A 23,851-nucleotide genomic window follows, 5' to 3' on the forward strand; every position below is an offset into this window, starting at 1 on the left:
GCCGTGGCTGCGGCGCTGCGCTGGCGTGCGCTGGCGGCGTGCCCCTTCCCGAACTGCGCGGCGATTCGAGAGACGGGCAAAGGCGCGCAGCGCCCCGGGGGTTGTCTCATTTTCCCAGGCGCGCGCGGTGGCGCTCCAGCTGGCTGCGCACCTGCGCGGGCGCGGTGCCGCCCAAGGTGTTGCGCGCATTGAGCGAGCCGCGCAGGCTCAGGCACTCGTACACGTCCTTGTCGATCTGCGGGTGAAAGCCCTGCAGCACGGCCAGGGGCAGCTCCGACAGGTCGCAGGCGTGCGTGGTGGCCGCCTTCACGGCGTGGGCCACGGTCTCGTGCGCGTCGCGGAAGGGCAAGCCCTTCTTGACCAGGTAGTCGGCCAGGTCGGTGGCGGTGGCGTAGCCCTTGAGCGCGGCCTGCTCCATCGCGGGCGCGTTGACGGTGATGCCGCCCTCCTTCTGGCCCGTGGCGGGGTTCAGCTGGCCGCCGACCATCTCGGCGAAGATGCGCAGCGTGTCCTTGAGCGTGTCCACGGTGTCGAACAGCGGCTCCTTGTCCTCCTGGTTGTCCTTGTTGTAGGCCAGCGGCTGGCCCTTCATCAGGGTGATCAGGCCCATCAGGTGGCCGACCACGCGGCCGGTCTTGCCGCGCGCCAGTTCCGGCACATCGGGGTTCTTCTTCTGCGGCATGATCGAGCTGCCCGTGGTGAAGCGGTCGGCGATCTTGATGAAGCCGAAGTTCTGGCTCATCCAGATGATGAGTTCTTCACTCAGGCGGCTCACGTGCACCATGCACAGGCTGGCGGCGGCGGTGAATTCGATGGCGAAGTCACGGTCGCTCACGGCGTCCAGGCTGTTCTGGCACACACCCTCCATGCCCAGGGTCCTGGCCACGCGCTCGCGGTCCAGCGGGTAGGTGGTGCCGGCCAGCGCAGCGGCCCCCAGCGGCAGCACGTTGGTGCGGCGGCGCACATCGGCCATGCGTTCGGCATCGCGCTTGAACATCTCCACATAGGCCAGCATGTGGTGGCCGAAGCTCACGGGCTGGGCCACCTGCAGGTGGGTGAAGCCGGGCAGGATCACCTCGACGTTCTGCTCGGCCACGTCCACCAGCGACACCTGCAATTCCTTGAGCAGGTCGCCGATCAGGTCGATCTCGCCGCGCAGCCACAAGCGCACGTCGGTGGCCACCTGGTCGTTGCGGCTGCGGCCGGTGTGCAGGCGCTTGCCCGCATCGCCCACCAGCTGCGTCAGGCGCGCCTCGATGTTCAGGTGCACGTCCTCCAGGTCCAGCTTCCATTCGAAGCCGCCGGACTCGATCTCGGAGGTGATCTGCGCCATGCCGCGCTGGATGGAGGCGTGGTCCTCCTGGCTGATCACGCCCTGGGCCGCCAGCATCTCGGCATGCGCCAGGCTGCCCGCGATGTCGGCCTGCCACAGGCGCTTGTCGAAGAACACGCTGGAGGTGTAGCGCTTGACCAGGTCGCTCATGGGCTCGGAAAACAGCGCCGACCAGGCCTGGGCCTTGGTATCGAGCTGGTTGTGGGACGGCGCAGAGTCAGCGCTGGTGGCTTGGGCTTTGGACATAGGAGGGCAATAATCCGGAGGTTCAGACACCCGGACAACCCGGGCGCCGCAATGCAAAACACGCAAATTTTATCGACCCAGCCTCCGCCGCCCGATTCGGCCCTGCCGCGAGGCTCCGCGCGGGGTGGCCTGGCGCCCGCGCGCCGGGTGCTGGTGTTCGATGCCTGCCAGGTGGGCGTGGTGCTGCGGGCCGTGCTGTTCGTGGAGCTGGTGGTGGGCGTGGGCGCGATGTTCGGAGCGGGCAACCCCGTGGAATGGCTGGCCACGATGGCGCTGCTGACGGGCGGGGCATTGCCGGCCACGCTGCTGTGGCTCATCACGGCCTGCAGCCTCAAGACTGTTCTGCAGCGCCTCTCCACCGCGCAGCAGTATGCGGCCGGCGTGCTGCTGGGCGCGCTGGCGGGCGCCTACGCCTGCGGCATGCTGGCGCTGGTGGCGCAACCTGCGTCACCGCCCTGGCTGGCCAGCGCCGCGACAGGGGCGCTGCTGGCGGCCATGCTGGTGGCGGCGCTGGTGCTGCGCGCACGGGGCCGCACGCCCGCGGCCACCACGGCGCGGCTGACCGAACTGCAGTCGCGCATCCGGCCGCACTTCCTGTTCAACACCCTCAACAGCGCCATCGCGCTGGTGCGCGCGGAACCGGCCAAGGCCGAATCGCTGCTCGAAGACCTGAGCGACCTGTTTCGCCACGCGCTGGTGGAACAGGGGGAATCGGTCACGCTGGCCGAAGAGATCACCCTGGCGCGCCGCTACCTGGCCATCGAAGAGGTGCGCTTTGGCAAGCGCCTGCAGGTGCAGTGGAACCTGGACCCCCGCACCGACAGCGCCCGCCTGCCGCCGCTGCTGCTGCAGCCGCTGGTGGAGAACGCCGTCAAGCACGGCGTGGAGCCCAGCGCGCGCGGCGGGCGGCTGCGCGTGCTGACCGAGCTGCGCGGCAGCCGCGTGGTCGTGCGCATCACCAACACCCTGCCCCCCAAGGAAGGCAGGAACGGCAACGGCCATGGCGACGACACGGCGCCCCGGGGCCACGGCATTGCCCTGGCCAACGTCCGCGCGCGGCTGGCGCTGCTGCATGATGTGCAGGGCGAATTCACCGCCGGCGTGCAGGACGGCCTGTACCAAGTGCGCATCACCCTGCCCGCCACCGACCCCAAGGCGCGCGCCCGGGGCGCGCGCGGCGCGGCGCCAGCCCGAAGGGGCCCCCATGGCGGCCGCGCGCAAACATCCCAGCGCCGCATGGTGGACGGCGAAGACGACCTCAACCACAGCAGCCCCGCTACCGACCATGAACATCCTGATCGTTGACGACGAAGCCCTGGCCCGCAGCCGCTTGCGCACCCTCCTGTCCGACTGCGCCCAGGCCCAGCCTGCCCAGCGCATGACCGTGGCCGAGGCCGCCAACGCCGGCGAAACCATGGCGCTGCTGGGGCCCACGGGCGGACGCGCCTTCGACCTGGTGCTGCTTGACATCCACATGCCCGGCCAGGATGGGCTGGCACTGGCCCACACCCTGCAGACCCTGCCCCAGCCCCCGGCCGTGGTGTTCGTGACGGCCCACGCGGACCATGCCGTGAGCGCGTTCGAACTGGATGCCACCGACTACCTGACCAAGCCCGTGCGCCGCGAACGCTTGCAGCAGGCACTGGCCAAGGTACAGCGTGGCACGCGCCCCCCCGCGTCCGCGCCCACCACCGGCGTGCCCGAAGGCGAAACCCTGCTCATCCAGGACCGGGGCCGCACCGAACGCCTGCCCCTGGCCGAGGTGCTGTACTTCAAGGCCGAGCAGAAGTACGTGACCGTGCGCACCGCCACGCGCAGCTACATCATGGACGGCGCCCTGAGCGAGCTGGAGGCCAAGTTCGCGCCGCGCTTCCTGCGCATCCACCGCAACGCGCTGGTGGCCCGCCGCGCCGTGCGCGCGCTGGAAAAGCACTACGACCCCGAGGAGGGCGAAGGCTGGGCCGTGCGGTTGCAGGGCTCCACGGAACTGCTGGCGGTGTCGCGCCGGCAGGTGGCTGCGGTGCGGGAAGAGTTGGCGCGCTGACCGCGTTCGCTGCATGTGGATGGTTTCTGTCGAGAGCATCCAGGCTCACGACAGCCCCACTGCCCAACTGAGCCTGGCCAAGCCAGAGCGCTCCTGGGCCCCAGTGTGAGCCCCGCTCCAACAAGCCCGGGGACAACGACTTCCAAGGTGTGGCGAATCCCGAGAACATCCATCGGAGCCAGTCAACCCAGCCCCGCGTCGCACCGCGCCTGCCCGGGGGTCATGCCGTAGTGCTGCTTGAACGCGCGGTTCAACGCCGACGCCTCCGAGAACCCGCACGCGTGCGCAATGGCCGAAATGCTCAGGCCCGCGTTGCGCGGATCGGCCAGCATGGCACGGGCAGCTTGCAGGCGGGCCGTGCGCACCGCATCCTGGTAGCTGGTGCCGGCCTGCGCCAGCAGGCGCCGCAGGTGGCGGGCGGAGATCCCTTGGCGTTCTGACAGCCAGTCCATGCTCAGGCGCCCGCTACCCAGGTGGGCCGCAATGTCGGCCTGCACGGCGCGCAGCCGGGCGGTGGGCAGGCTGTGGTCTTCGGCCCACTCCGTGAACTCGCGCGACTGGCCGAGGGCAACGGCGAGCATGTCCTGCAACTGTCGCGCGGCCAGTTGCTGGGCTGCGGCGCCGTGCAGCGGGTCGGAGTCGAGCAGCCTGCCCATGCGCGGCAGCATGTGCAGGAGCGGCGTGCCCTGGTGCAGCGCCAGCAGCGGGGCCGCAGACAGGCGCGGCAGGCGCCAGGCCAGATCGCGGTGCGGCACCCGCAGCGCCCACAAAGTGCCAGCCTGCTCCTGCACCACGCGCATGGGCCGCGCCCGCGACGCCAGGGCTGCCCCGCCGGGCAGAATGCGCAGCGTCTCGTGCCCCGGCTGTTCGATGGTCATGCAGGCCGACGACACGAACAGCATGAGGTCGTCCTGCCCGTCACGGCACATGGCGGCGGTGCGTGTGCTGACCACGGGGTCGAAACGCTGGGTGCTCCACGTCGCCCCCGGAACGGTACGCGTGGCGCCCTCGTAGCACCAGGGCTGGTGGGCGTGCAACGGCGCGAAGTCGGCCCGCACGATGTCGGCCAAGTAGTCGCGCATGGCGAGCAGATCGCGGTCGCCGGGCAGGCCGCTCAGGCGCAAGCGCTGGATGGGTACCGTCGCGCCAGCAGGCTCTGGCTGTTCTTCTTCCACCCCTTCCAGGCTGGGCGTGGGTGTCTGCATGGGCCGCCTCCTCGTCTCTTTCTCTCTCGATGGCGCGTAGTGTTGCAGGTTTTGACACGTGTCCGCAGCAGTCAATGCGAGGGCCGCAGGCGTCAAGACGGAGAGCAGGGTTTTCACAAGAATCCCGGCAGCCAGACTTACCACCAATGCACGCCATGCCGCATACCCGCCTTCCTGCCTCCATCTTCCCTCTCGTGGCCCGATCGGCTGCCGTCCTGGCCCTGGCTGGCGCCCTGCCCGCGCAAGCGGCCGTGGGCTCTGGCACGCCGGCCAGTTGCACCGAGGCCGCACTCGACCTGGCGCTGGCTGGCGGCGGCGCGGTGTCGTTCAACTGCGGCCCCAGCCCCGTTTCCATCCCGATCACCAGCACCAAGGTGCTCAACCAGTCCACCCACATCGACGGCGGGGATCTCGTCATCTTGCAGGGCGACGGCAATGTGCGCCTGTTCGACTTGACCGGCGCGGCCAGCTATACGATGGCGAACCTGGTTCTGACGGACGGCATGGCCCTGAATGGCAGCGGGGGCGCCATCCGCATCGAGACCAGCACGCTGCTGCTGAACAACGTGACCTTGTTCGGCAACGTGGCATCCGGTGCGTTCAGCCGGGGCGGCGCCATCTACTCGTTCGGGGGCGCGCAGCTCACGCTGCAGAAGGTGACGGCCACGGGCAACATGGCCAACGCGGGCGGCGCCATCTACACCGGGGGTGACGCCGACACGCTCACGTTGACCGACTTCGTCGCGGTGGAGAACATCGCAGGCGCCGACGGCGGCGCCATCCTGCACGCCGGCGCCGCGCTGAACATTGCGCAAAGCCTGTTCACCCGCAACCAGTCCCATACCTTGGGTGCCACCGGAGGCGCCATCATCGTCAGCCCCGGCCTCACGAGCACGCTGTCCATCACCAACAGCACCTTCCAGGGCAACCTGCGGGATGCGAGCGGCAGCGGCAACGCGATCGGCGTCTCGGGCGTGCCTGCGGGCACCATCACCAACAGCACCTTTGCCGACAACGGCGGTTCACCCGGCACCATCACGGTGTTCGGCACCAACACGCCCACCCACCTGACGCTGCGCAACACACTCATCGGCAACACCACCGGGGGCCAGTCCAATTGCGCCATCTATGGAATGGCGGGCAACACCATCGTGGATGGGGGCAACAACCTGCAATGGGGCGGCTCGGCGGCTCCGTCGTGCGGCGCGTCCATCCCCGTCGCCGACCCGCTGCTCGCCCCGCTGGCCGCCAACGGCGGCTTCAGCCAGACCATGGCCTTGCAGGCAGGCAGCCCGGCCCTCAACACCGGCGGCAGCTGTGCGGCGACGGATCAGCGCGGCGTGGCGCGCCCCATCGGCCCGGCATGCGACATCGGTGCCTTTGAGTCGCCGCTGGGAGCAGCAGGCGGCGGGGGCGGCCCGGCCAGCCCTGCCGCCATCCCCACGCTGGGACATGCGGGGCTGGCGCTGTTGTCAGCCCTGATGGCGGGGGTATGCGCGCTGCGGCGCAGGCGCATTTTTTATGCATAAAAATTGCCCTAGGGCTTATCCATAAAGCGCCAAAAGCTATCAATTTAATAGCTTTTGTGTCGCCATGACCGATGGTGCAGCCACCATCGACCCCAGCGCATGCCCCCCACCGGCAGGTTGACCACCCCGCCGGCGGGTCATTCCTTGATGTTCGCCGCCTTCACGATCGCGGCATACCGGGCGCTTTCGATCTGCACAAACCGCGCAAACTCGGCGGCGCTTCCCTTGCCCGCCACGGCACCGCCATCGGCCAGCTTGGCGCGCACATCGTCCATGCGCAGCACTTCGCCCAGCTCGCGGTTCAGGCGTTCCACCACGGCAGGGGGAGTCTGCGCGGGGGCAAACAGGCCCGTCCACGAGACCATGTCAAACCCTTTGAAGCCCGCGGTCTCGGCCACCGTCGGCACGTCGGGCAGAGAGGGCAGGCGCTGGTCGTCCGTCAGGGCGATGGCCTTGAGCTTCTTGCTGTGGATGTGCGGCGCCGCCGTCACGCTGATGAGCACGGCGAGGTCCACCTGGTTGCCGATCACATCGGTCACGATCTGTGCGCCACCCCGGTACGGCACATGCACCATGAAGGTCTTGCTCTGTTCCTTGACGCGCTCCATGGCCAGGTGCAGCACCGTGCCCACGCCCGAGGTGGCGTAGCTCAGCTGTCCGGGCTTTTCACGCGCCAGACGCAGCACATCGGCCAGGTTGTTCGCCGGCAGCCCGGGGCGCGCCACGATCAGCATGGGGGCGGTGGTCACCAAACCCACCGGAGCCAGGTCCTTGAGGGTGTCGTAGCGCACGGCCGCAGGATTCACCAGTCGTGCAATGGCCGCCGGGCTGTCAGCACCCAGGACCAGCGTGTAGCCATCTGGCGCCGCCCTGGCGGCCTTTTCCATGCCGATGACGCCGCCAGCGCCTGCCACGTTGTCCACCACCACGCTCTGTTTCAGGCGTTCTCCGAGCCTTTGCGCGATGAGCCGCCCCGTCACATCCACATTGCCCCCGGCACTGAAGGGAACGATGAGCGTGATGGGCTTGGCGGCGGGCCAGGCGGCCTGCGCGTGCGCAGCCATGCTGGCGCCTGCGCCGAGCAGCGCAGCCACCAGGGGCCACGCCAGGCGCCGTGGCAAGAAGGACGGTACAGGGAAGAACCGGGAGGGAAACATGCAAGGACTCCTTCAGGGGGGGACGGCAGAGAACAGGTTTGTCTGCGCCAGTTGCTTGTCAAACGCTGCCAGCCACTGCGTGGACCATGCACGCCGCGTGCCATCGTCAATCCAGGCGGCATCCAGTCCATTGGCCAGGAAACCGCGCAGGTCCCCGGCACCAAAGCCGAAGTCGCGCACCATCATGGCCCAGGCCTGGGTGGGGTTCACGTGGTGCAGCGTGGGGTCATCGGTGTTGGGGTGAATGCGCAGGCCCGCCGCCGGCATGTGGCGGATGGGGTGGTCCAGCGCCCAGCGTTCGGGGGCCAGGGTGCGCAGGTAATACGAATTGGTGGGGACCACGGTGAAGACGATGCCCCGATCGGCGCATTCGCGCACCAGGGCCGGGTTGTCGAGGACCGTGTAGCCGTGGTCGATGCGGTCCACCTGCAGCACGTCGAGGGCCGTGCGCACGTTGTTCCAGGGCATGCCGAACTCGCCCGCGTGGGCCGTGGTCCTGAGCCCGCCCTGGCGCGCCAGCGCGTAGGCCTGGGCGAACCATTCAGGCGGGTGATCCACCTCGCGGTAGTCGATGCCGATGCCAATCACCTCGTCGCGCCGGTGGGCCAGCACCCATTCGACCATTTCGGTGGCGGCCTCGGGCGGGGCCTCGCGGTCGATGGCGGCAACCAGGCGGCCCGTGATGCCGAAGTCGGCCTCGGCATCTGCAATGGCGCGCACGATGCCTTCCAGCGCCTGCGGATAGGCCAGCCCCGATTGCCGTGCGGTACCCGTGGGGTTCCAGAAGAACTCGGCATAGCGCACGTGGTGCGCGGCGGCATCCTGCAGGTATTCGTAGGTCAGGCGGTGCAGGTCATCCGGGCTGCGGATCAGTTCGGCATCCAGCGCGCGCAGCACCCGCAGCACGCCCACGGGTTTTTCGCCCCGGGTGTAGAAGGCCTCGATCTCGGCATCGCCGATGGGGGCGCCCGCCCGGCGAACGAGGCTGGTGAACGTATCGCGCCGAACGGTGCCGAGCAGGTGACAGTGCAGCTCCACCTTGGGCAGGGCGTGGAGAAAGGCGTACAGCGGATCTGCGGGTGCGGCAAAGGTGGGCATGGCCGCATGCTATGCAGCGCGGTGTGATGGCGGAAGTGATTTAATTTGATGTTGCAATAAAAGCAACTTATGAGCAAACACCCCGCCACACGGCCCGCGGCCGAGCGCCCACCCGCGCACCGCACGCCCACGCTGCGCCAGTTGCGCAGCTTTCAGGCCGTGGCCCGGGCCCTGAGTTTTCGGCAGGCGGCTGAGGCCCTGTCGCTCACGCAGCCCGCGCTGTCCGCCTCCATCCGCGAGCTGGAGGCCGTGCTGGGCGCGCCCGTGCTGGAGCGCAGCACGCACCACGTGCGCCTCACGCCCCAGGGCGCCCTGCTGCTGCCGCAGGTGGAACGGCTCATCAATGGCTACGAACAGGGAGTGGATGGGCTGTACCGCACGCTGGACGATGGCAAGCGCACCCTGCACGTGGCCGCGCTGCCCTCAGCCATGCACCTGCTGGCCGAGCCGCTGCGGCAGTGGCTGGCGCAGCACCCGGACGTGGACCTGCGCCTGCAGGACCCCCTCAACGACGATCTGGTGGCCGCGCTGCAGCGCGGCGAGGTGGACCTGGCCTTGGGCGTCGCGCTCGATCTTCCGCCCCATATCGAGACCTTCCCCGTGGCCCACGACGACCTGGTGGCGGTGCTGCCCATCCGCCACCGGCTGGCCCGGCGCAAGCGGCTGGCATGGCAAGACCTGGCCGGCGAACGCCTGGCCCTGTTCGCGAGGGGCAGCACCTACGACCTCGCGGTGGCCACCTTGCGCCAGCACGGGGTGGACCTGGCAGCGGCAGACCAGTTGCTCTACAGCGAATCTCTCTACAGCCTGGTGCGCTGCGGGCTGGCGGTGGGGGTGATTTCCCGGCTGTACACCCACAACCTGGACGCGGCCGCCGTACGGGTGAGCCCGCTGCACGCACCGGTGATCTCGCGCCGGGTGGCGCTCATGGCGCACGCCCCCATGGGGGCGCGGCCCCCGCTGGTGCAGGATTGCCTGGAGTTCCTCACTCAGGCGCTGCGCACGGGATAAGCCGCCTGGGCGGAGACAGCCCTGGCAACCAGTCGCACCGGGCTCAGTGCCCGTGCGCCGCCCCGCTCATCTTTGGCAACACCGAATGCCACGCCGACGGCAGGGGCGTGGGTCGCACGTACCCGGGCAACGGCGGTCAGTACAGCGGCAGCCTCACGCTAACCCATCTGCCCGCGGGCACGGTGTTGACGATGACAGCCTCGTTGGACTTGGGGCGAGGTTCGGCACGTCGGAACCCTCGCTGTGCGTGGTGGTGGTGGCCGCCGGGTCGGGTGGCGGGCCCGTGGGCGGCCCTGCGGCCATCCCCGCGCTGGGCTGGCACGGCCGTCGGCCATGGTGGTGGGTGCGGGCGCGCTGCGGCAAAGGCACGCAAGGCGCACCAGAACTGCCGGCAGCGGCCGCTTTGGCACAAATGGAAGGAGCGGGTAGCGGGCGCAAGCGGCGCCTGCCTCCTGCCTGTATCTACCATGCGACGCGATGGATTGCCGGGTTGCCCGTGCCTGATGTACAAAGGCGCGAAACGTCCATCGCCCCGCCATGCCCGCCAGCCACCCCGCGCCGCCCTCGTCCATCCGCCTGGCCTCCAGCGACTTTGCGGGGCCTGACAAGGCCGCCGCGTTGCGCGAACTGTATGGGCGCGAGCTGATGCGCGTCGATCTCTGGAGCCATGCCAATGCCCAGGGCTCTTTCGAGTTTTCCACCAGCGTGACGACCTTGGGCCAGGACGTGGTCCATGCAAGGACGCTGTGCACGCCCGCCCACCAAGCGCGCTCGCGCGCGCTGATGCAGGACGGCTGCGACGACATTTTTCTGGCCACCAGCCGCGCCCCCATGGTGCTGCGGACCCCGCACGGTGAGCAGCATTTGCCTGCGAACAGCATGGTCGTGGTGTCAAAGGCGCGCGAGTACGAGGTCATCACGCCCTGTGGCGGCCCCACGGCCTGCGTGCTGATGCCGCACGCCAGCATCGCGCCCCTGGTGCCGCGCCTGGAAGAGGCTCCGCTGCTCGTGCTGCAGCCCGGTGCGCCCAGCGGCGCGCTGGCCCTGGCCTACGCCCAGCTGCTGGCCGAAAGCGCACCGCTGGCGCCGCCGCAGCAGGATCTGGCCGTGGCCCACCTGCGCGAGCTGCTGGCGGGCGCCATCGCCCCGGCCCTTCAGGCCCACCTGCCGCCAGGGCGTGCGGCACAGGCCACCCCGCGTCTGGCGCTGATCCGCCACGACATGCAGGCGCGGCTGGGGCAAGCCAGCCTTTCGCTGGAAGAGGTGGCGCGGCGCCACCACCTCACGCCGCGCCAGGTGCAGCGCCTGTTCGCGCAAGAGGGCACCTGCTTTTCCGACGCGCTGCGCGAGGCACGCCTGGACCGCGCCCGCGCGCTGCTGCAGGCCCCCGCGCAACGCCAGCGCCGCGTGCTCGACATCGCGCTCGACTGTGGCTTCGCCGACATCTCCACTTTCAACCGGGCCTTCCGCCGGCGCTTCGGGCTGGCGCCGTCCGATCTGCGCTAGGAGCCTGTCGGACTGGGGCATGTCGCCTGGTGCATGGCGCTTTTGTCGCGCCGTGCGCAGACGGCCGGGCGGTTCTTTTGAAGAATCGCCGCGATGCTGTTCACACCCGCTTACACCGCGCCGGCCCTGGCGGTCGCCCTGCTCCTACCCGCTGCTGCATCGGCCGCCACGTTCACGGTGAACGACACAGGCGACGCCCCCTTGAGCGTCTCCGTGCCCTGCAACGGCGGGATCACCCCCTGCACGCTGCGCGCCGCCATCGAGGCGGCCAACAACAATCCCGCATCGGCCGACACCATCAATTTCAACTTCTCGAGCGGCTCCGTCACCATCGAGCCCCAAAGCCCGCTGCCCGCCATCGCCGGCGTGACCACCATCGACGGCTACGCCCTCGGCGCAGGCATCCCCAACACCTTGCCCGTGGGCAATGACGCCTACATCAGCACCCGCATCGACGGTGCCAACGCGGGCGCGGGCACGCACGGCCTGCGGTTCGTGCCGGGCGCATCCGGCTCGGTGCTGCGCGGGCTCGCCATCACCGGTTTCGGGGGCCACGGCGTCGTGCTGGACGGGCAAGGCTCCGCGAACGGCTTGGTGGGCGTGGCCATCGCGGGCAACTTCATCGGCACCAATGGCAGCGGCACGGGCGGCGACCAGACCGGCGCGCTGGTCAACCTGTTCTCGGGCATCTATATCGACAACAGCGCCAGCAACACCACGGTGGGTGGCGCCAACCCGGCCGACCGCAACCTCATCGTGGCCAGCAGCAGCGGGCGGGCCGTTTCGCTGGGCGCTTCTCCAGGCACGCTGGTGCAGGGCAACTACATCGGCACGAACCGCGCGGGCACGGCACGCGTCAGCACTCATACGGGCATTGCCGTGGCCAGCCCCCAAGGCGCCGGCAGCATGGTGCGCGGCAACGTGATCGGCGCCGCCGACACGGGGGTGATCCTCCATGGCGGCGCCCGCAATGCAACGCTGCAGGGCAACGCCATCGGCGTGGGCGCCGACGGCACGGCCAGCGTGGCGGGCAGCGGCAACGGCGTGTACATCACCGACGGCGGACTGCCCCTCAGCCCGTGGTTCATCCACATCGGCGGCACCGACCCCGGCGAGGGCAACACCGTCGGCCATTGGGGGGGCAACGGCATCCGCGTGGAGCACAGCTCCGCGCCCGCTCCCGCCCTGCGCTACCACAGCTTCACGAACAACAGCATCCACGGCAACGCGGGCCGGGGCATCGCGCTGGTGGACACCGCCGGCAGCGACCCGGCCACGGTGAACAGCGGCCAGCCCGCACCCGCCATCACCGGCGCCACCAGCACGGTGGTGAATTTCAGCTTCAGCAGCGTGGCAAACACCACGCAGCGCTTCGAGGTGTTTGGCAATACCAGTTGCGGCACGCCGCAAGGGCGCGTCTTCCTCGGTTCGCTGCAAACGGGCACCGACGGCAGCGGCCAGGTGAACGGCAGCATCAATCTGCCGCCCCAGCCCGCAGGCACCTACCTGAGCATGACCGCGACGCGCTATTTCAGCGGCGGCGGCGGCAACAACCAGGAAACCTCGGAGTTTTCGGCCTGCGCGCAAGTGCCGGGCGGCCCCGCGGGCAACCCCAGCGCCATTCCGACACTGGGCCACGCGGCACTGGCGCTGCTCGCGGCCCTGCTGGCGAGCCTGGGTGCTCTTAAAAAGAGAGCTGCTCGCGCTTGATGTGCGGGCGCTAGAGGCCAAAATGATCAAAAAAATACTGCTACCCGCCCTGCTGTGCGCCAGCGCCGCGCAGGCGGCCACCTACACCGTCAACGACGCGGGCGACGCCGCCGACGCGAACCCGGGCGACGGCCTGTGCGCCACAGCCGGCGGCACCTGCACGCTGCGCGCGGCCATCGAGCAGGCCAACGCCCACATCAGCGCGGACACCATCGCCTTCAACTTCGGCGGCGTGCCCACCACCATCAGCCTCGCCACGCCGCTGCCGCCGATCACCTACCCGGCCACCATCGACGGCTATACCAACGGCGGCACGCCCAACAGCGCGGCCACGGGCACCAACGCGGTCATTACCGTGCGCATCGACGGCGCGAACGCCGGAGCGGGGGCGAACGGCATCCTCTTCTTGAACGGCGCCTCCGATTCGGTGCTGCGCGGCGTGGCCGTCACGCGCTTCGGCGGCGCGGGCGTGATGGTGAACGCCCAGCAGATCTACAACCTGAACATGGTGCGGGTACTGGGCAACTTCATCGGCACCGACGGCAGCGGGTCGGCCGACGACGCGACGGGCCTGCTGGCCAACCGGCGGGGCATCTCCGTCATGCTCTATGCCCAGGCCACGCTCGTGGGCGACGGCACGCCCGCCGGGCGCAACCTGGTCGTGGCCCGCGCCGATGGCCAGAGCTTTTACCTCGAAGACCAGGTGGTGGACACCCACATCACCGACAACCTCATCGGCACCGACCACAGCGGCAACCAGCCGCGCGGCGGCGCGCCCATCGCCATCAGGGTGATTGGCACCAGCGGCATCACCATCCAGGGCAACGTGATCGGCGCGCGGGAGACGGGCATCGAGATAGCGAACGAAAGCCACGGGAACGCCATCGTCTCCAATCTGATCGGCGTGGGCGTCGACGGCACCTCGCCCATCGGCGGCAGCGGCCACGGCGTACTCATCCGCCACACCCAGAACGCGAACGGCGCCTTCCCCTTGCGCACCCGCGTGGGCGGCGCCAGCGCGGGCCAGGGCAACACCATCGCCCACTGGGGCGGCAACGGCATCCGCGTGCAGCGCGACGAGCTCGCCGTGGACGCGCCGGAAAGCAACCGATGGCTGGGCAACCGCATCCACAGCAACGGCGCCTTGGGGCTGGAGCTAATCGATCCTGCCAACCCCCCCGCCATGGGGGCCGACCCCGCGCAGCCCCCACCCATCTGGGCCGTGCACATGCCCATGATCGCCAGCGCCACCGGCAGCGCCGCCGGCACGCAGGTGAACACCACGCTGATGGACAGCCTGCGGCCCAGCAGCACCTACCGCGTGGAAGCCTTCGCCAACACCGCCTGCGACGCCAGCGGCTATGGCGAGGGTCAGGTCTTCCTGGGCGCCGCCGATGTGCAAACCTATCCCAGCGGCGGCTGGGCCGGCACGCTGGCCTTTGCCGCCCTGCCCGCCGGCTACACCCACGTGGCGCTGACGGCCACCGTCATCGGCCAGGACGGCTATGCGGCCAGCTCGGAGTTCTCGCGCTGCGTGGTGGTGCAGATGCAGGGCGATGGGCCAGGCGGCGGACCCGGCGCGGCCACCCCGCCCACCGTGGCGCCGGGCAGTGCCAGCGGGCCAGCGGGCCAGCCCTTCAGCCACCCCCTGGCGCAATACGTGACGGCCACCGACGGCGATGCGCTGCAGCCCTACGCGCTGCTCGGCACGCTGCCGCCGGGCGTGGCATTCGATGCCGCCACCGGCCAGCTCTCCGGCACGCCCACCGCGCCCGGCATCTACCCGCTGCTGCTGTCGGCCACCGACAAGGACGGCACCGCCAGCGCCGTGTTCACGCTGACAGTCACGGGCGCGGGCGGCCCCGGCAGCGCGGTGGCCGTGCCCACGCTGGGGCACGCGGCGCTGGCGCTGCTGTCGGCCGTGGTGGCGGGCCTGGGCGCGCTGCGCCGGCGGCGCGGCGGCTGAGCTCGGGAATCTTGCGAGGTCTCCACTTGTGCCCGGCCTTTGCGCCGGGCTTTTTTACGCCATCAGTGCCCATGCGCCGCCCCGCTCACCAGCGTGACGATGACCATGCCCGCGACGAGCCAGGCGATCTGCAGCACCGTCTCGCGTGCCGTGAGGCGCTTTTGCAGTTGCGGGATCAGGTCGGCCAGCGCCACATACACAAAGCTGCTGGACGCCACGGCCAAGAAGTAGGGCAGCAGGTCCTGCAGCTGCCCCACCAGGAAGTAGCCCACCACGCCGCCCAGCGCCGTCACGGCGCCCGCCAGGGACACTTTGACCAGCGCCATGCGGCGGTTGGGGCTGGTCTGGCGCAGCACCACCAGGTCGCCCATGTGGTGGGGCACCTCGTGCGCCAGCACCGACACGGCAGCGATCACGCCCAGCCGGATGTCGGCCAGGAAGGCGGAGGCGATCAGGATGCCGTCGCCAAAACAATGCACGCTGTCGCCCGTCAGCACGGCCCAGCCGCCGGATCGCGGGGCATGGTGGTGGTGATGGTGGTCGTGGTGCGCATGGTCGTGCCTGCCGCCGTGGTCAGGGCCGTGGCCGTGTTCAGCGCCGAGCGGATGTGCCGGCGCCTGCGCCACATGGCTGTGCTCGTGCCCGTGGTGCCAGAGTTCCGCCTTGTCCAGCAGGAAGAAGAACACCACGCCCACGAGCAGCGTGGCGAACAGGTCGTGCGCGCCCGCCTGGCTCTCGAATGCCTCGGGCAGCAGGTGCATGAAGGCCGTGGCCAGCAAGGCGCCCGCCGCCAGGCTGAGCAGGTGCTGGGGGCCGACGCTGTCCGGGCGCCCGCCCAGACCCAGCCGCATCAGCAGCGCGGCCAGCCACACGCTGCCAATGCCCGCGGCCAGTGTGGCCAGGATGATTGCTACCAAAGTCATAGCTTCTTGCGCTTTATAGATATGCCCTGGAGCCTATTTTCGTTCAAATACCGCATCCCGGATGCGAGATTAAAAAAGCCGCCCCGGGTGGGGGCGGCTGCGGTGGCCAGGGACTTCCCCTGCCGGGCCCGCGTGGGCCCACGCTGCCTCAGGCCACGCCGTGTGTCTTGAACCAGGCCAGGGCCCGCTTCCAGCCGTCCTCGGCCGCTTCCTTGCGGTAGCTCGGGCGGTAGTCGGCATGGAAGGCATGGGGCGCGTCCGGGTACACCACGAATTCCGACGCCTTGGCCTGCGGCGAACCGCTGGCCAGCGCGGCTTTCATCTTATCAATCGTGTCAAGGGCGATGCCCGTGTCCTTCTCGCCGTACAGGCCCAGCACCGGCGCCTTGAGGATGGGCGCGATGTCCACCGGGTGCTTGGGCGTGAGTTCGCCCGGCTGCCCCACGAGGCGGCCATACCAGGCCACGCCCGCCTTCACGGGGCCATGCGCGGCGTACAGCCAGGTGATGCGGCCGCCCCAGCAAAAACCCGTGATGCCCACGCGCGCGGCGTCGCCGCCATTGGCGGTGGCCCATTGCACCGCGCCGTCCAGGTCGGCCATCACCTGCGCATCGGGCACCTTGGACACCACGTCGGCCATGAGCTTGGCCACTTCGGTGTACTGGGACGGGTCGCCCTGGCGCGCATACAGTTGCGGCGCGATGGCCAGGTACCCGGCCTTGGCGAAGCGGCGGCAGGTGTCGGCGATGTATTCGTGCACGCCAAAGATTTCCTGGATCACCAGCACCACGGGCAGGCCGGTCTTGCCGGCGGGCGCGGCGCGGTAGGCGGGCACCTTGAAGCCGTTCACGGTAAAGCTCACCTCGCCCGCCGTGAGCCCGTCCGCCGGCGTGGCGATGGCCGTCTGCGCCATGATGGGCGCGGCCGCGGCCGCATAACCCAGCCCCAGGGCAGCCTGCAGCGCGGTGCGCCGCGTGGCGCCGGCGTCGGTGCTGCGGCCGGGCAGCAGGGCCCGGGCGTCGGAATGGAGGTCGTCATTGAACATCGGGTTTCTCCAGGAAAAGAAGGATGGGCAAGGGATGGGAACCGCAGTCTAGGGGGTTTGCCGCATCCCCGCTTCCCTGGGTACCGAAAAACAGGGACCGCTGCTAGACTTTCCGCAGACCGGCACCGCACCCAGCCGCTGGCCCCCTGGTTGTGCGCCGCCACGGCGCTTCCTGGGGCGGTCGATCCCTTCACCAGAGAGACCCGTGACCGCCACCTTGGGAAACCCTGCACGATGAGCCCGACCCCACCCCGCGAAGACCCGCTGGCGCTGCCGGTGGCGGGGCTCTGCGGCGTGGGCGGGCTGGCGCTGCTGGGCTGGGCCCTGGCGGGCCAGGATGCCGGCAACGGCACCGCGCGCGCCATGCTGGCCGCCGCGGGCGTGGCGCTGGCGGCGCTGGCCCTGCTGCACGGTCGGCTGGCGCTGCGGGCCCGGCGCCTGCGCCGCGACGCCGCCGCATTGCGCCAGGCGGCCGGGCGCGCCAGCATGCAGCTGTCCGCCACCCTCGACATCCTGCCCGACGGGCTCGCGATCTACGACGCCGAAGACCGGCTCGTGCTGTGCAACGCGCAGTACCGCCAGGTGGCCGCGGACTCCGTGATGCCGCTGGAGTACGGCACCCGCTTCGAGGACGTGCTGCGCCGTGCCGCGCAATCGGGCAGGATCACCGCCGCCCTGCCCGACACCGAGGCCTGGCTGCGCGAGCGCATGGCGCGCCACCGCTCTCCGGCGGGCCCCGAGGTGCAGGAGATGCAGGGCGACCGCTGGCTGCGGATCACGGAACGTGGCCTGGACGGCGGGGGCGTGGTGGTGCTGCGCACCGACATCACCGAGGCCGTGCACAGCGAGCGCGCGCTCAAGCGGGCCCTGCACGACGCCGAGCGCGCCGAGCGCAGCCTGCGCGAGGCGGTCGACGCCATGCCGGCGGGACTCGAAATCTACGACGAGACCGACCGCCTGGTGCTGTGCAACAGCCACATGGAGCGCCTGCGGCCCCACCTGCGCTCGGAGACCTCCCTGGGCAAGACGTATGAGGAACTGCTGCGCGAGGGCCTTCGCCAGGGCATCCCCGAAGCGGCGCAGGGCCAGGAAGAGCTGTGGCTGGCGCACGAGATGGCGCTGCGGGGCCACCGCCCAGGCCCCGAGGTGCGCCATGAAGGGGGCGGCGCGTGGATCCACATGCACGAAAGCCGCACGCCGTCGGGCATGACGGTGTGCGTGCGCCTGGACATCACCGACCTCATCGAACAGCGGCAGGTGGCCGAGGCGGCCCGCCAGGAAAGCCAGCACACCCGCCAGCTGCTCGAGCGCGCCGTGGAGGCGCTGCCCGTGAGCATCGAGATCTTCGACGAGCAGGACCGGCTGGTGCTCTACAACCAGCAGCTGTCGCGCATGTACCCGCACATGAACTACGCGGAGCACCTGGGCAGGAGCTTTGCCGACATCCTGCGGCATTCGGTGGACCGGGGACTGATTCCGTCCGCCCACGGCCGCGAGGAGGCCTGGATCGCCGAGCGCCTGTCCGAGCATGGCAGCCGCACCTCCACCCTGGTGCAGCGGCTGGCCGACGGGCGCTGGATCAACATCTACGAGACCCGCACGCCCGAGAACTACGTGGTGGCGGTGCGCCTGGACATCACCGACCTGATCGAGCAGCGCCAGGCACTGGAGGCCGCGCAGGAGGCCGCGCACAAGGCCCGCGAGCTGCTGCAGGACGCCGTGGAATCGCTGCCCGAGGGCTTTGCCCTCTTCGATGCCGACGACAGGCTCGTGGTGTGCAACGCCCAGTACCGCAAGCTGTACCCCATTTCCGCGCCCATGATCGTGCCCGGCAGCACCTTCGAGCAGATCGCGCGCTACGGTGTCGAGCGTGGCCAATACCTCGACGCGGTGGGCAACGAGGAAGACTGGATCGCGCAGCGCGTGGCCGACCACCGCTCCGCCAGCCAGGCCGTTCTGCAGCGCCTGCCCCACGGCCGGTGGCTGCAGGCCGACGAGCGGCGCACCCCGCAGGGCGGCATCGCCGGCGTGCGCACCGACGTGACGCTGCTCGTGCGCAAGGAGCAGGAACTGGCGGCCGCCAACGAGAAGCTGGCCCTGCTGTCCACCACCGATGGCGTGACGGGCATCGGCAACCGGCGCCGCTTCGACGAGCGGCTGGCCACCGAATGGCTGCGCTGCGGCCGCCACCAGGCGCCGCTGGCGGTGGTGCTGATCGACATCGACCACTTCAAGCTCTACAACGACCACTACGGCCACATCGCCGGCGACGCCTGCCTGCGCCACGTGGCGCAACTGCTGCAGGCCACCATCCGCCGCGCGGACGAGGTGGCCGCCCGCTACGGCGGTGAAGAGTTCGTGCTGCTGCTGCCCGACACCCTGCTGCCCGATGCCGTGACCGTGGCCCAGCGCTGCATGGACGGACTGCGCGAGGCCGCCCTGCCCCACCCGCGCTCGCCCACGGCCCCCATGCTCACCCTGAGCATCGGCGTGGCCAGCCTGGTGCCCCGCCCCGATACCGGATCGGACACCCTGGTGCAGGCGGCCGATGCCGCGCTGTACCGCGCCAAGCATGGCGGACGCAACCGGTTCGAGGTGTTCTCCCCGCCGCCCTCCACGCTCACCGCGGCATGAAGTCCGGCGGGTACGTGAGCGAATCCACCAGCAGCAGGTGAGGCATCCGCATGCCCGGTTTCACCCACCCTGGGTGCAATGGGCGCGGAGAAGCACTTGTCGAACACGCGGTGTGCGTGTTGAACCAGGCCCCCCGATTCAGGCCGGGTGGGCCGCAGGCCGGGCGGGTGGCAGGGCCGCGTCGCGGTACGCGTGCCGAGCCAATGCGCTGGCCAGCACCAGCGAGGGGTTCACCAGCGCCACCCCGTCCAGGCGCGGGCTTTCGCTCAGCGCCAGCGGGATCTCGGTGCAGCCCATGATGAGCGTGGACACGCCGTGGCGCCGCTGCAGCGCCCGCGAGACGGACTCGAACCGGTCCCGCGCCAGGGCATAGTCGCCGGCCTTCACGCCGCCGTAGATGCCCTGCATCAGCGCGTCCTGCTCCGCGAGCGTGGGCACGAAACACTCGATGCGGCTGTACGCCAGCTCGCGCTGGTACAGGCCCGCGTCGTAGGCGCCCCGGGTGGCCAGCAGGCCCACGCCCTGCACCCCGGCGGCGGCCAGGCCGCCCACCACCTCCTGCATGCCGTGCAGCACCACCATCTGCGGGAACCGCTGCTGCAGCAGGCCATGCCAGGCATGGGCCGTGTTGCAGGCAATGGCCACCACGCGGGCCCCCAGCGCCGCGAGCCGCCCCGTGGCCTGCAGCATGGGCTCGGCCGGCTGGTGCGCGCCCGCACGGGTATCGCTCAGCGCCGCCGTGCGGTCCGGGATCGGCACCTGCGCCAGCCAGTGCTCGGGATAGGCCTGGTCGTGCACGGGAATGCCCAGCGCGCCCATGCGCTCGGTACAGGCCTGCACGAACAGGCGCACGAAATCAGCCCCCGCGGCGGGGCCCATGCCCCCGAGGATTCCCACCACCTGCGGCAGCGGGCCGTGGCTTGCGGACACTGGCATGTGCTCTCTGCGGCTCGCGCCTCAAAGGGCCGGCTTGTCGCTCTGCGCCACCAGGTTCTCGCGCAGCTCCGTGCTCATGGGCAGGTTGAGGTTCTGGTTGCGTGGCGGCACGGGCGAGCTGAACCACTTGGTGTAGAGCTTCTCGAATTCGCCGGACTTCATCATCGTGCCGATCACGCCGTTGACGAGCGCCTGGAACTGCGGGTCGTCCTTGCGCAGCATGCAGGCGTAGGGCTCGACCTGCAGCGAGTCGCCCACCACCGCCCAGTCGGCCGGATTGCGCACATTGCCCATCAGGCCGAAGAGCAGGATGTCGTCCATGGCGAACGCCTCGGCGCGGCCGCTGTCCACCAGCAGCACGGCATCGTCGTGGTCCTTGCCCAGCACGATGTCCAGATCGAGGTTGTTGTCCCGGCTGTACTTGCGCAGCACCTGCGCATTGGTGGTGCCGGAGGTGCTCGCCACCTTCTTCTTGGCCAGGTCGGCGTAGTTCTTCACGCCCGACGACTTCTTGGTCAGCAGGCGCGTGCCGGTGTAGAAGTAGTTGATGGCGAACTGCACGTCCTTGCCGCGCGTGCTGTTGTTGGTGGTGGAGCCGCACTCCAGGTCGATGGTGCCGTTCTGCAGCAGCGGGATGCGATTCTGCGAGGTGACCGCCTGCAGCTCCACCTTGAGCGCAGGGTTGTTCACGCGCTTCTTCACCGCGTCGACCACCGCGTTGGTGATGTCCACCGCGAAGCCCACCGGCGCGCCCGGGCCGGCCAGGTAGCTGAAGGGCACCGACGACTCGCGGTAGGCCACGGTGATCTTGCCCGACTCGGCAACCTTCTTGAGGGTGTCGGCACTGGCCACGGTGCTGGCCAGCAGTCCGGTGGCCACGATGGCGGCGGTGGTGAGGGCAGAGAGCTTCATGGAAATCCCTTTGTGCAAAAGCAGATGGATGGAGGGGGAGCAAGCGAACGAACGTGAATCATGGAATGAATGCGGAAAATCCGGACGCAGGGGCACTGTAGGAATTTGCGCCGCCCTTGAACAATTCATTTGCACGGGTAGGCCATGACGAAAAGTTATGCCGCCAGACTGGTGCACGCCATCGCACCATCCGCGTGCCTCTTTCCACGAGGCCCTCGCAACTTCCGCACCCGCGCGCCCCCTTCCCGTGCGCGCATCTACATAACTTCCCGGCATGGCTGCCCCGCGCATTGGCATTGTTCAGGCGCCGGCCCGCGCCCTACATTGCGCTTCCATCCACCAAAAAGCCCACAAGATGCAGGTATGTGTCCTCGGCGCAGGCATCGTCGGCCTGGCCACCGCGTATGAACTCCACCAGCGCGGCATGCAGGTGACCGTGGTCGACCAGGCCCAGCCCGGCGCCGGCGCCAGCGGCGGCAACGGTGCGCAGCTGAGCTACAGCTACGTGCAGCCGCTCGCGGACGCGGGCATCTGGGCCCAGCTGCCCCGGCTGCTGCTGTCGCCCCAGTCCCCGCTCAAGCTGCGCCCGCAGTGGGACCCCCACCAGTGGCGCTGGGGCGTGGCGTTCCTGCGCGCCTGCAACCGGCGCACGTCGGAGCAGAGCACCCGGCAACTGCTCGATCTGGCCGCGCTGAGCCGCCACCGGTTCGAGGCCATGCTGCGGGCCGAGCAGCTCGACTGCGACTTTTCGACCACCGGCAAGCTGGTGCTGTACGACACGCCCGCGGGCCTCGCGGGCGCGCGCCGGCAGATGGAACTGCAGCGCCCCTGGGGCCGCCCGCAGGAGGCCGTGTCCGCCGCGCGGTGCGTGGAGCTGGAACCCGCCCTCGCCCATTACGAGCGCCACATCGCGGGCGCCATCCACACGCCCAGCGAATGCGCGGCCGATTGCCTCAAGGTCTGCCAGGGCCTGCAGGACCTGCTTGCTGCGCGCGGCGTGTGCTTCGTGCTCGGCGCCCGGGTGGAGGACTTCGTGCGCGAGGGGCAGCACATCCACGCCGTCCACACCAGCCAGGGGGCCATCGAGGCGCGGCAGTTCGTGCTGGCCTTGGGCAGTGCCAGCCATGCCGTGGCGCGGACACTGGGCGTTCGCCTCCCGGTCTACCCGCTCAAGGGCTACAGCATCACGCTCGATGCCAGGGGCGACGCGGGCGCCGCGCCACGCGTCAACGTGACCGATGCGGCGCGCAAAGTGGTGTTCGCGCGCATCGGCCAGCGCCTGCGCGTGGCGGGCATGGCGGAACTGGTGGGGCACGATGCGCAGATTCCTCCCGCGCGCATCCGCAGCTTGTGCCAGGCCACGAGCGCGGTCTTTCCACGCTGCAGCGACTTTGGCGAGCTGCGCCCCTGGACGGGCATGCGCCCGGCCACGCCCACCGGCGTGCCCGTGGTGGGCCGCCATGTCCGTGCGCCCGCCAACCTGCTGCTGAACACGGGGCACGGCGCCCTGGGTTTCACCCTCGCGTTCGGCACCGCGGCCCAGGTGGCGCAGCTGCTCGCGCCGGCCTGAGCGTACGGCGCTGCCCGTGCCCGCCACGGCGGGCTGCGGGAGCGCGCCGCCAGCTCAATCGGCCACGGGCAGGCCCACGGATTCCATGGTCTCGGCCACCGCCTGGCGCATGCAACGCGTCATGGCGCTGGCCAGCAGCGAGCTGGGCCGGTTCACGGTGCGCAGCGACTTGATGGGCACGGCGATATGGGGCGCGAGCGCCAGCACGTCGACCTTGCCGCGGTCCGCCGATGCGGCGGTGCACGCATCCACCACCGCCACCGCATGCCCGTGGTGCGCCAGCGCCAGCGCCGCGTGGTAAGTCTGCACGGTGATCGCCGTCTTCAGGCCCACGCCCGCTTCGCGGCATGCATGGTTGACCACGGTGCCGATGGGGTCGCGCACGTCCAGGCGCACCACGGGCGTCTCCACCAGATCGGCCAGGTGCACGGTGCCCGAGCGCACCAGCGCCGCATCGAGCATGCCCTTGGGCGCCACGCAGAGCATGCGCCCATCGGCCAGGTGCTCCTGCGTGAGCGAGGGGTGCGCCACGGCGCTGAACACGAAGCCCACGTCGGCTTCCTGCAGCACCAGGGCCGAGACGATCTGGGGCGAATGCAGCGCATCGATGGTGATCACCACATCCGGGTGCGCCTGGCGAAAGAACCGCAGCGCGCGCGGCAGCACTTCGTAGCTCAGCGCCAGCACGCTCAGGATGTGCAGCTCGCCTTCGCGCCGGTCGCTCTTCAGGCTGTTGGCCAGGCGCTGCACGTCGTCGAGCTGGGTGAACAGGCGCTCGATGTGGGGGTAGAGGGTCTGCGCCTCGGTGGTGGGCACCAGCCGGCCCTTGAGGCGGTGGAACAGCGGAAAACCGAGCTGCAGCTCCGCGTGGGCCAGGATGCGGCTCACGGCGGGCTGGGTGACGTTGATGAGGCGGGCCGCCGCGCTCACACTGCCGGTGAGCATGACGGCGTTGAAAACTTCTATGTGGCGAAGGCGCATGGTGCAACGATGCAAGGAACGCGCCGGGCACGCAATCCTTGAATC

The 23,851-nt window shown here is 69.9% G+C and carries 18 protein-coding genes; 9 read left to right on the top strand and 9 right to left on the bottom strand.

Features of this window, described 5'->3' with window-relative positions; genetic code table 11:
• Positions 1-106: 106 nt before the first annotated feature.
• Entirely contained in the window at positions 107-1,579 is a 1,473-nt protein-coding gene (gene argH, locus ACAM51_RS06435; protein ID WP_218295655.1) for an argininosuccinate lyase, read from the bottom strand.
• A gap of 51 nt (positions 1,580-1,630) precedes the next feature.
• Between argH and ACAM51_RS06440 the strand changes: the two genes are divergently transcribed.
• Positions 1,631-2,884, top strand: coding sequence for a sensor histidine kinase (locus tag ACAM51_RS06440; protein ID WP_369643041.1), 1,254 nt, complete (start codon positions 1,631-1,633; stop codon positions 2,882-2,884).
• Positions 2,865-3,623 carry a LytTR family DNA-binding domain-containing protein gene (locus ACAM51_RS06445; RefSeq protein WP_218295657.1) on the top strand — a complete coding sequence of 253 codons (759 nt, stop codon included), beginning with the start codon at positions 2,865-2,867 and terminating at the stop codon, positions 3,621-3,623. The genes ACAM51_RS06440 and ACAM51_RS06445 overlap by 20 nt, the downstream gene beginning before the upstream one ends.
• 182 nt (positions 3,624-3,805) lie before the next feature.
• On the opposite strand, the gene ACAM51_RS06450 is transcribed toward ACAM51_RS06445, so the two are convergent.
• On the bottom strand, positions 3,806-4,828 hold the full coding sequence (locus ACAM51_RS06450; RefSeq protein ID WP_218295658.1) for an AraC family transcriptional regulator: 1,023 nt from the start codon (positions 4,826-4,828) through the stop codon (positions 3,806-3,808).
• Positions 4,829-4,983: 155 nt separating this feature from the next.
• Here ACAM51_RS06450 and ACAM51_RS06455 point away from each other — a divergent pair, with 155 nt between their 5' ends.
• Positions 4,984-6,357, top strand: a complete 1,374-nt coding sequence (locus tag ACAM51_RS06455; protein WP_369643042.1) for an IPTL-CTERM sorting domain-containing protein — start codon at positions 4,984-4,986, stop codon at positions 6,355-6,357.
• Between the two features lie 137 nt (positions 6,358-6,494).
• Here the strand turns inward: ACAM51_RS06455 and ACAM51_RS06460 are convergent, their stop codons facing one another.
• Together ACAM51_RS06460 and add are read right to left on the bottom strand one after the other, a co-directional pair.
• Positions 6,495-7,514 (bottom strand): Bug family tripartite tricarboxylate transporter substrate binding protein, encoded by a 1,020-nt coding sequence (locus ACAM51_RS06460; RefSeq protein ID WP_369643043.1) that lies wholly within the window; start codon positions 7,512-7,514, stop codon positions 6,495-6,497.
• Positions 7,515-7,526: 12 nt separating this feature from the next.
• Positions 7,527-8,612: an adenosine deaminase gene (gene add, locus ACAM51_RS06465; RefSeq protein WP_369643044.1), complete on the bottom strand. Its 1,086-nt coding sequence runs from the start codon at positions 8,610-8,612 to the stop codon at positions 7,527-7,529.
• A 69-nt stretch (positions 8,613-8,681) separates the two neighbouring features.
• On the opposite strand from add, the gene ACAM51_RS06470 reads away from it, so the two are divergent.
• The 4 genes from ACAM51_RS06470 to ACAM51_RS06485 all read left to right on the top strand — a co-directional run bounded on the left by ACAM51_RS06470 (position 8,682) and on the right by ACAM51_RS06485 (position 14,805).
• Positions 8,682-9,623: a LysR family transcriptional regulator gene (locus ACAM51_RS06470; RefSeq protein WP_218340057.1), complete on the top strand. Its 942-nt coding sequence runs from the start codon at positions 8,682-8,684 to the stop codon at positions 9,621-9,623.
• Between the two features lie 537 nt (positions 9,624-10,160).
• The gene (locus ACAM51_RS06475) at positions 10,161-11,129 is read left to right on the top strand and encodes a helix-turn-helix transcriptional regulator (RefSeq protein ID WP_218340056.1); all 969 of its coding nucleotides are present in this window, start codon (positions 10,161-10,163) and stop codon (positions 11,127-11,129) included.
• A gap of 93 nt (positions 11,130-11,222) precedes the next feature.
• Entirely contained in the window at positions 11,223-12,839 is a 1,617-nt protein-coding gene (locus ACAM51_RS06480) for an IPTL-CTERM sorting domain-containing protein (protein WP_218340055.1), read from the top strand.
• Positions 12,840-12,861: 22 nt separating this feature from the next.
• Entirely contained in the window at positions 12,862-14,805 is a 1,944-nt protein-coding gene (locus ACAM51_RS06485) for an IPTL-CTERM sorting domain-containing protein (protein WP_218340054.1), read from the top strand.
• A 62-nt stretch (positions 14,806-14,867) separates the two neighbouring features.
• Here ACAM51_RS06485 and ACAM51_RS06490 read toward each other — a convergent pair whose 3' ends face one another.
• Positions 14,868-15,728 (bottom strand): ZIP family metal transporter, encoded by an 861-nt coding sequence (locus ACAM51_RS06490; protein ID WP_218295663.1) that lies wholly within the window; start codon positions 15,726-15,728, stop codon positions 14,868-14,870.
• A 148-nt stretch (positions 15,729-15,876) separates the two neighbouring features.
• Positions 15,877-16,773: a dienelactone hydrolase family protein gene (locus ACAM51_RS06495; protein WP_218295664.1), complete on the bottom strand. Its 897-nt coding sequence runs from the start codon at positions 16,771-16,773 to the stop codon at positions 15,877-15,879.
• Between the two features lie 234 nt (positions 16,774-17,007).
• On the opposite strand from ACAM51_RS06495, the gene ACAM51_RS06500 reads away from it, so the two are divergent.
• Positions 17,008-19,407 carry a PAS-domain containing protein gene (locus ACAM51_RS06500; RefSeq protein ID WP_369643045.1) on the top strand — a complete coding sequence of 800 codons (2,400 nt, stop codon included), beginning with the start codon at positions 17,008-17,010 and terminating at the stop codon, positions 19,405-19,407.
• A gap of 138 nt (positions 19,408-19,545) precedes the next feature.
• On the opposite strand, the gene ACAM51_RS06505 is transcribed toward ACAM51_RS06500, so the two are convergent.
• Positions 19,546-20,343: an aspartate/glutamate racemase family protein gene (locus ACAM51_RS06505; RefSeq protein ID WP_218295666.1), complete on the bottom strand. Its 798-nt coding sequence runs from the start codon at positions 20,341-20,343 to the stop codon at positions 19,546-19,548.
• Positions 20,344-20,364: 21 nt separating this feature from the next.
• Positions 20,365-21,255 carry a transporter substrate-binding domain-containing protein gene (locus ACAM51_RS06510; protein ID WP_369643046.1) on the bottom strand — a complete coding sequence of 297 codons (891 nt, stop codon included), beginning with the start codon at positions 21,253-21,255 and terminating at the stop codon, positions 20,365-20,367.
• A gap of 355 nt (positions 21,256-21,610) precedes the next feature.
• Here ACAM51_RS06510 and ACAM51_RS06515 point away from each other — a divergent pair, with 355 nt between their 5' ends.
• A complete protein-coding gene (locus tag ACAM51_RS06515; protein WP_369643047.1) occupies positions 21,611-22,825 on the top strand; it encodes a D-amino acid dehydrogenase in 1,215 nt (404 codons plus the stop codon).
• A gap of 54 nt (positions 22,826-22,879) precedes the next feature.
• On the opposite strand, the gene ACAM51_RS06520 is transcribed toward ACAM51_RS06515, so the two are convergent.
• Positions 22,880-23,806 carry a LysR family transcriptional regulator gene (locus ACAM51_RS06520; protein WP_218340050.1) on the bottom strand — a complete coding sequence of 309 codons (927 nt, stop codon included), beginning with the start codon at positions 23,804-23,806 and terminating at the stop codon, positions 22,880-22,882.
• Positions 23,807-23,851: the final 45 nt, after the last annotated feature.

It is taken from the genome of Acidovorax sp. A79, from assembly GCF_041154505.1.
Taxonomy (GTDB): domain Bacteria; phylum Pseudomonadota; class Gammaproteobacteria; order Burkholderiales; family Burkholderiaceae_C; genus Acidovorax.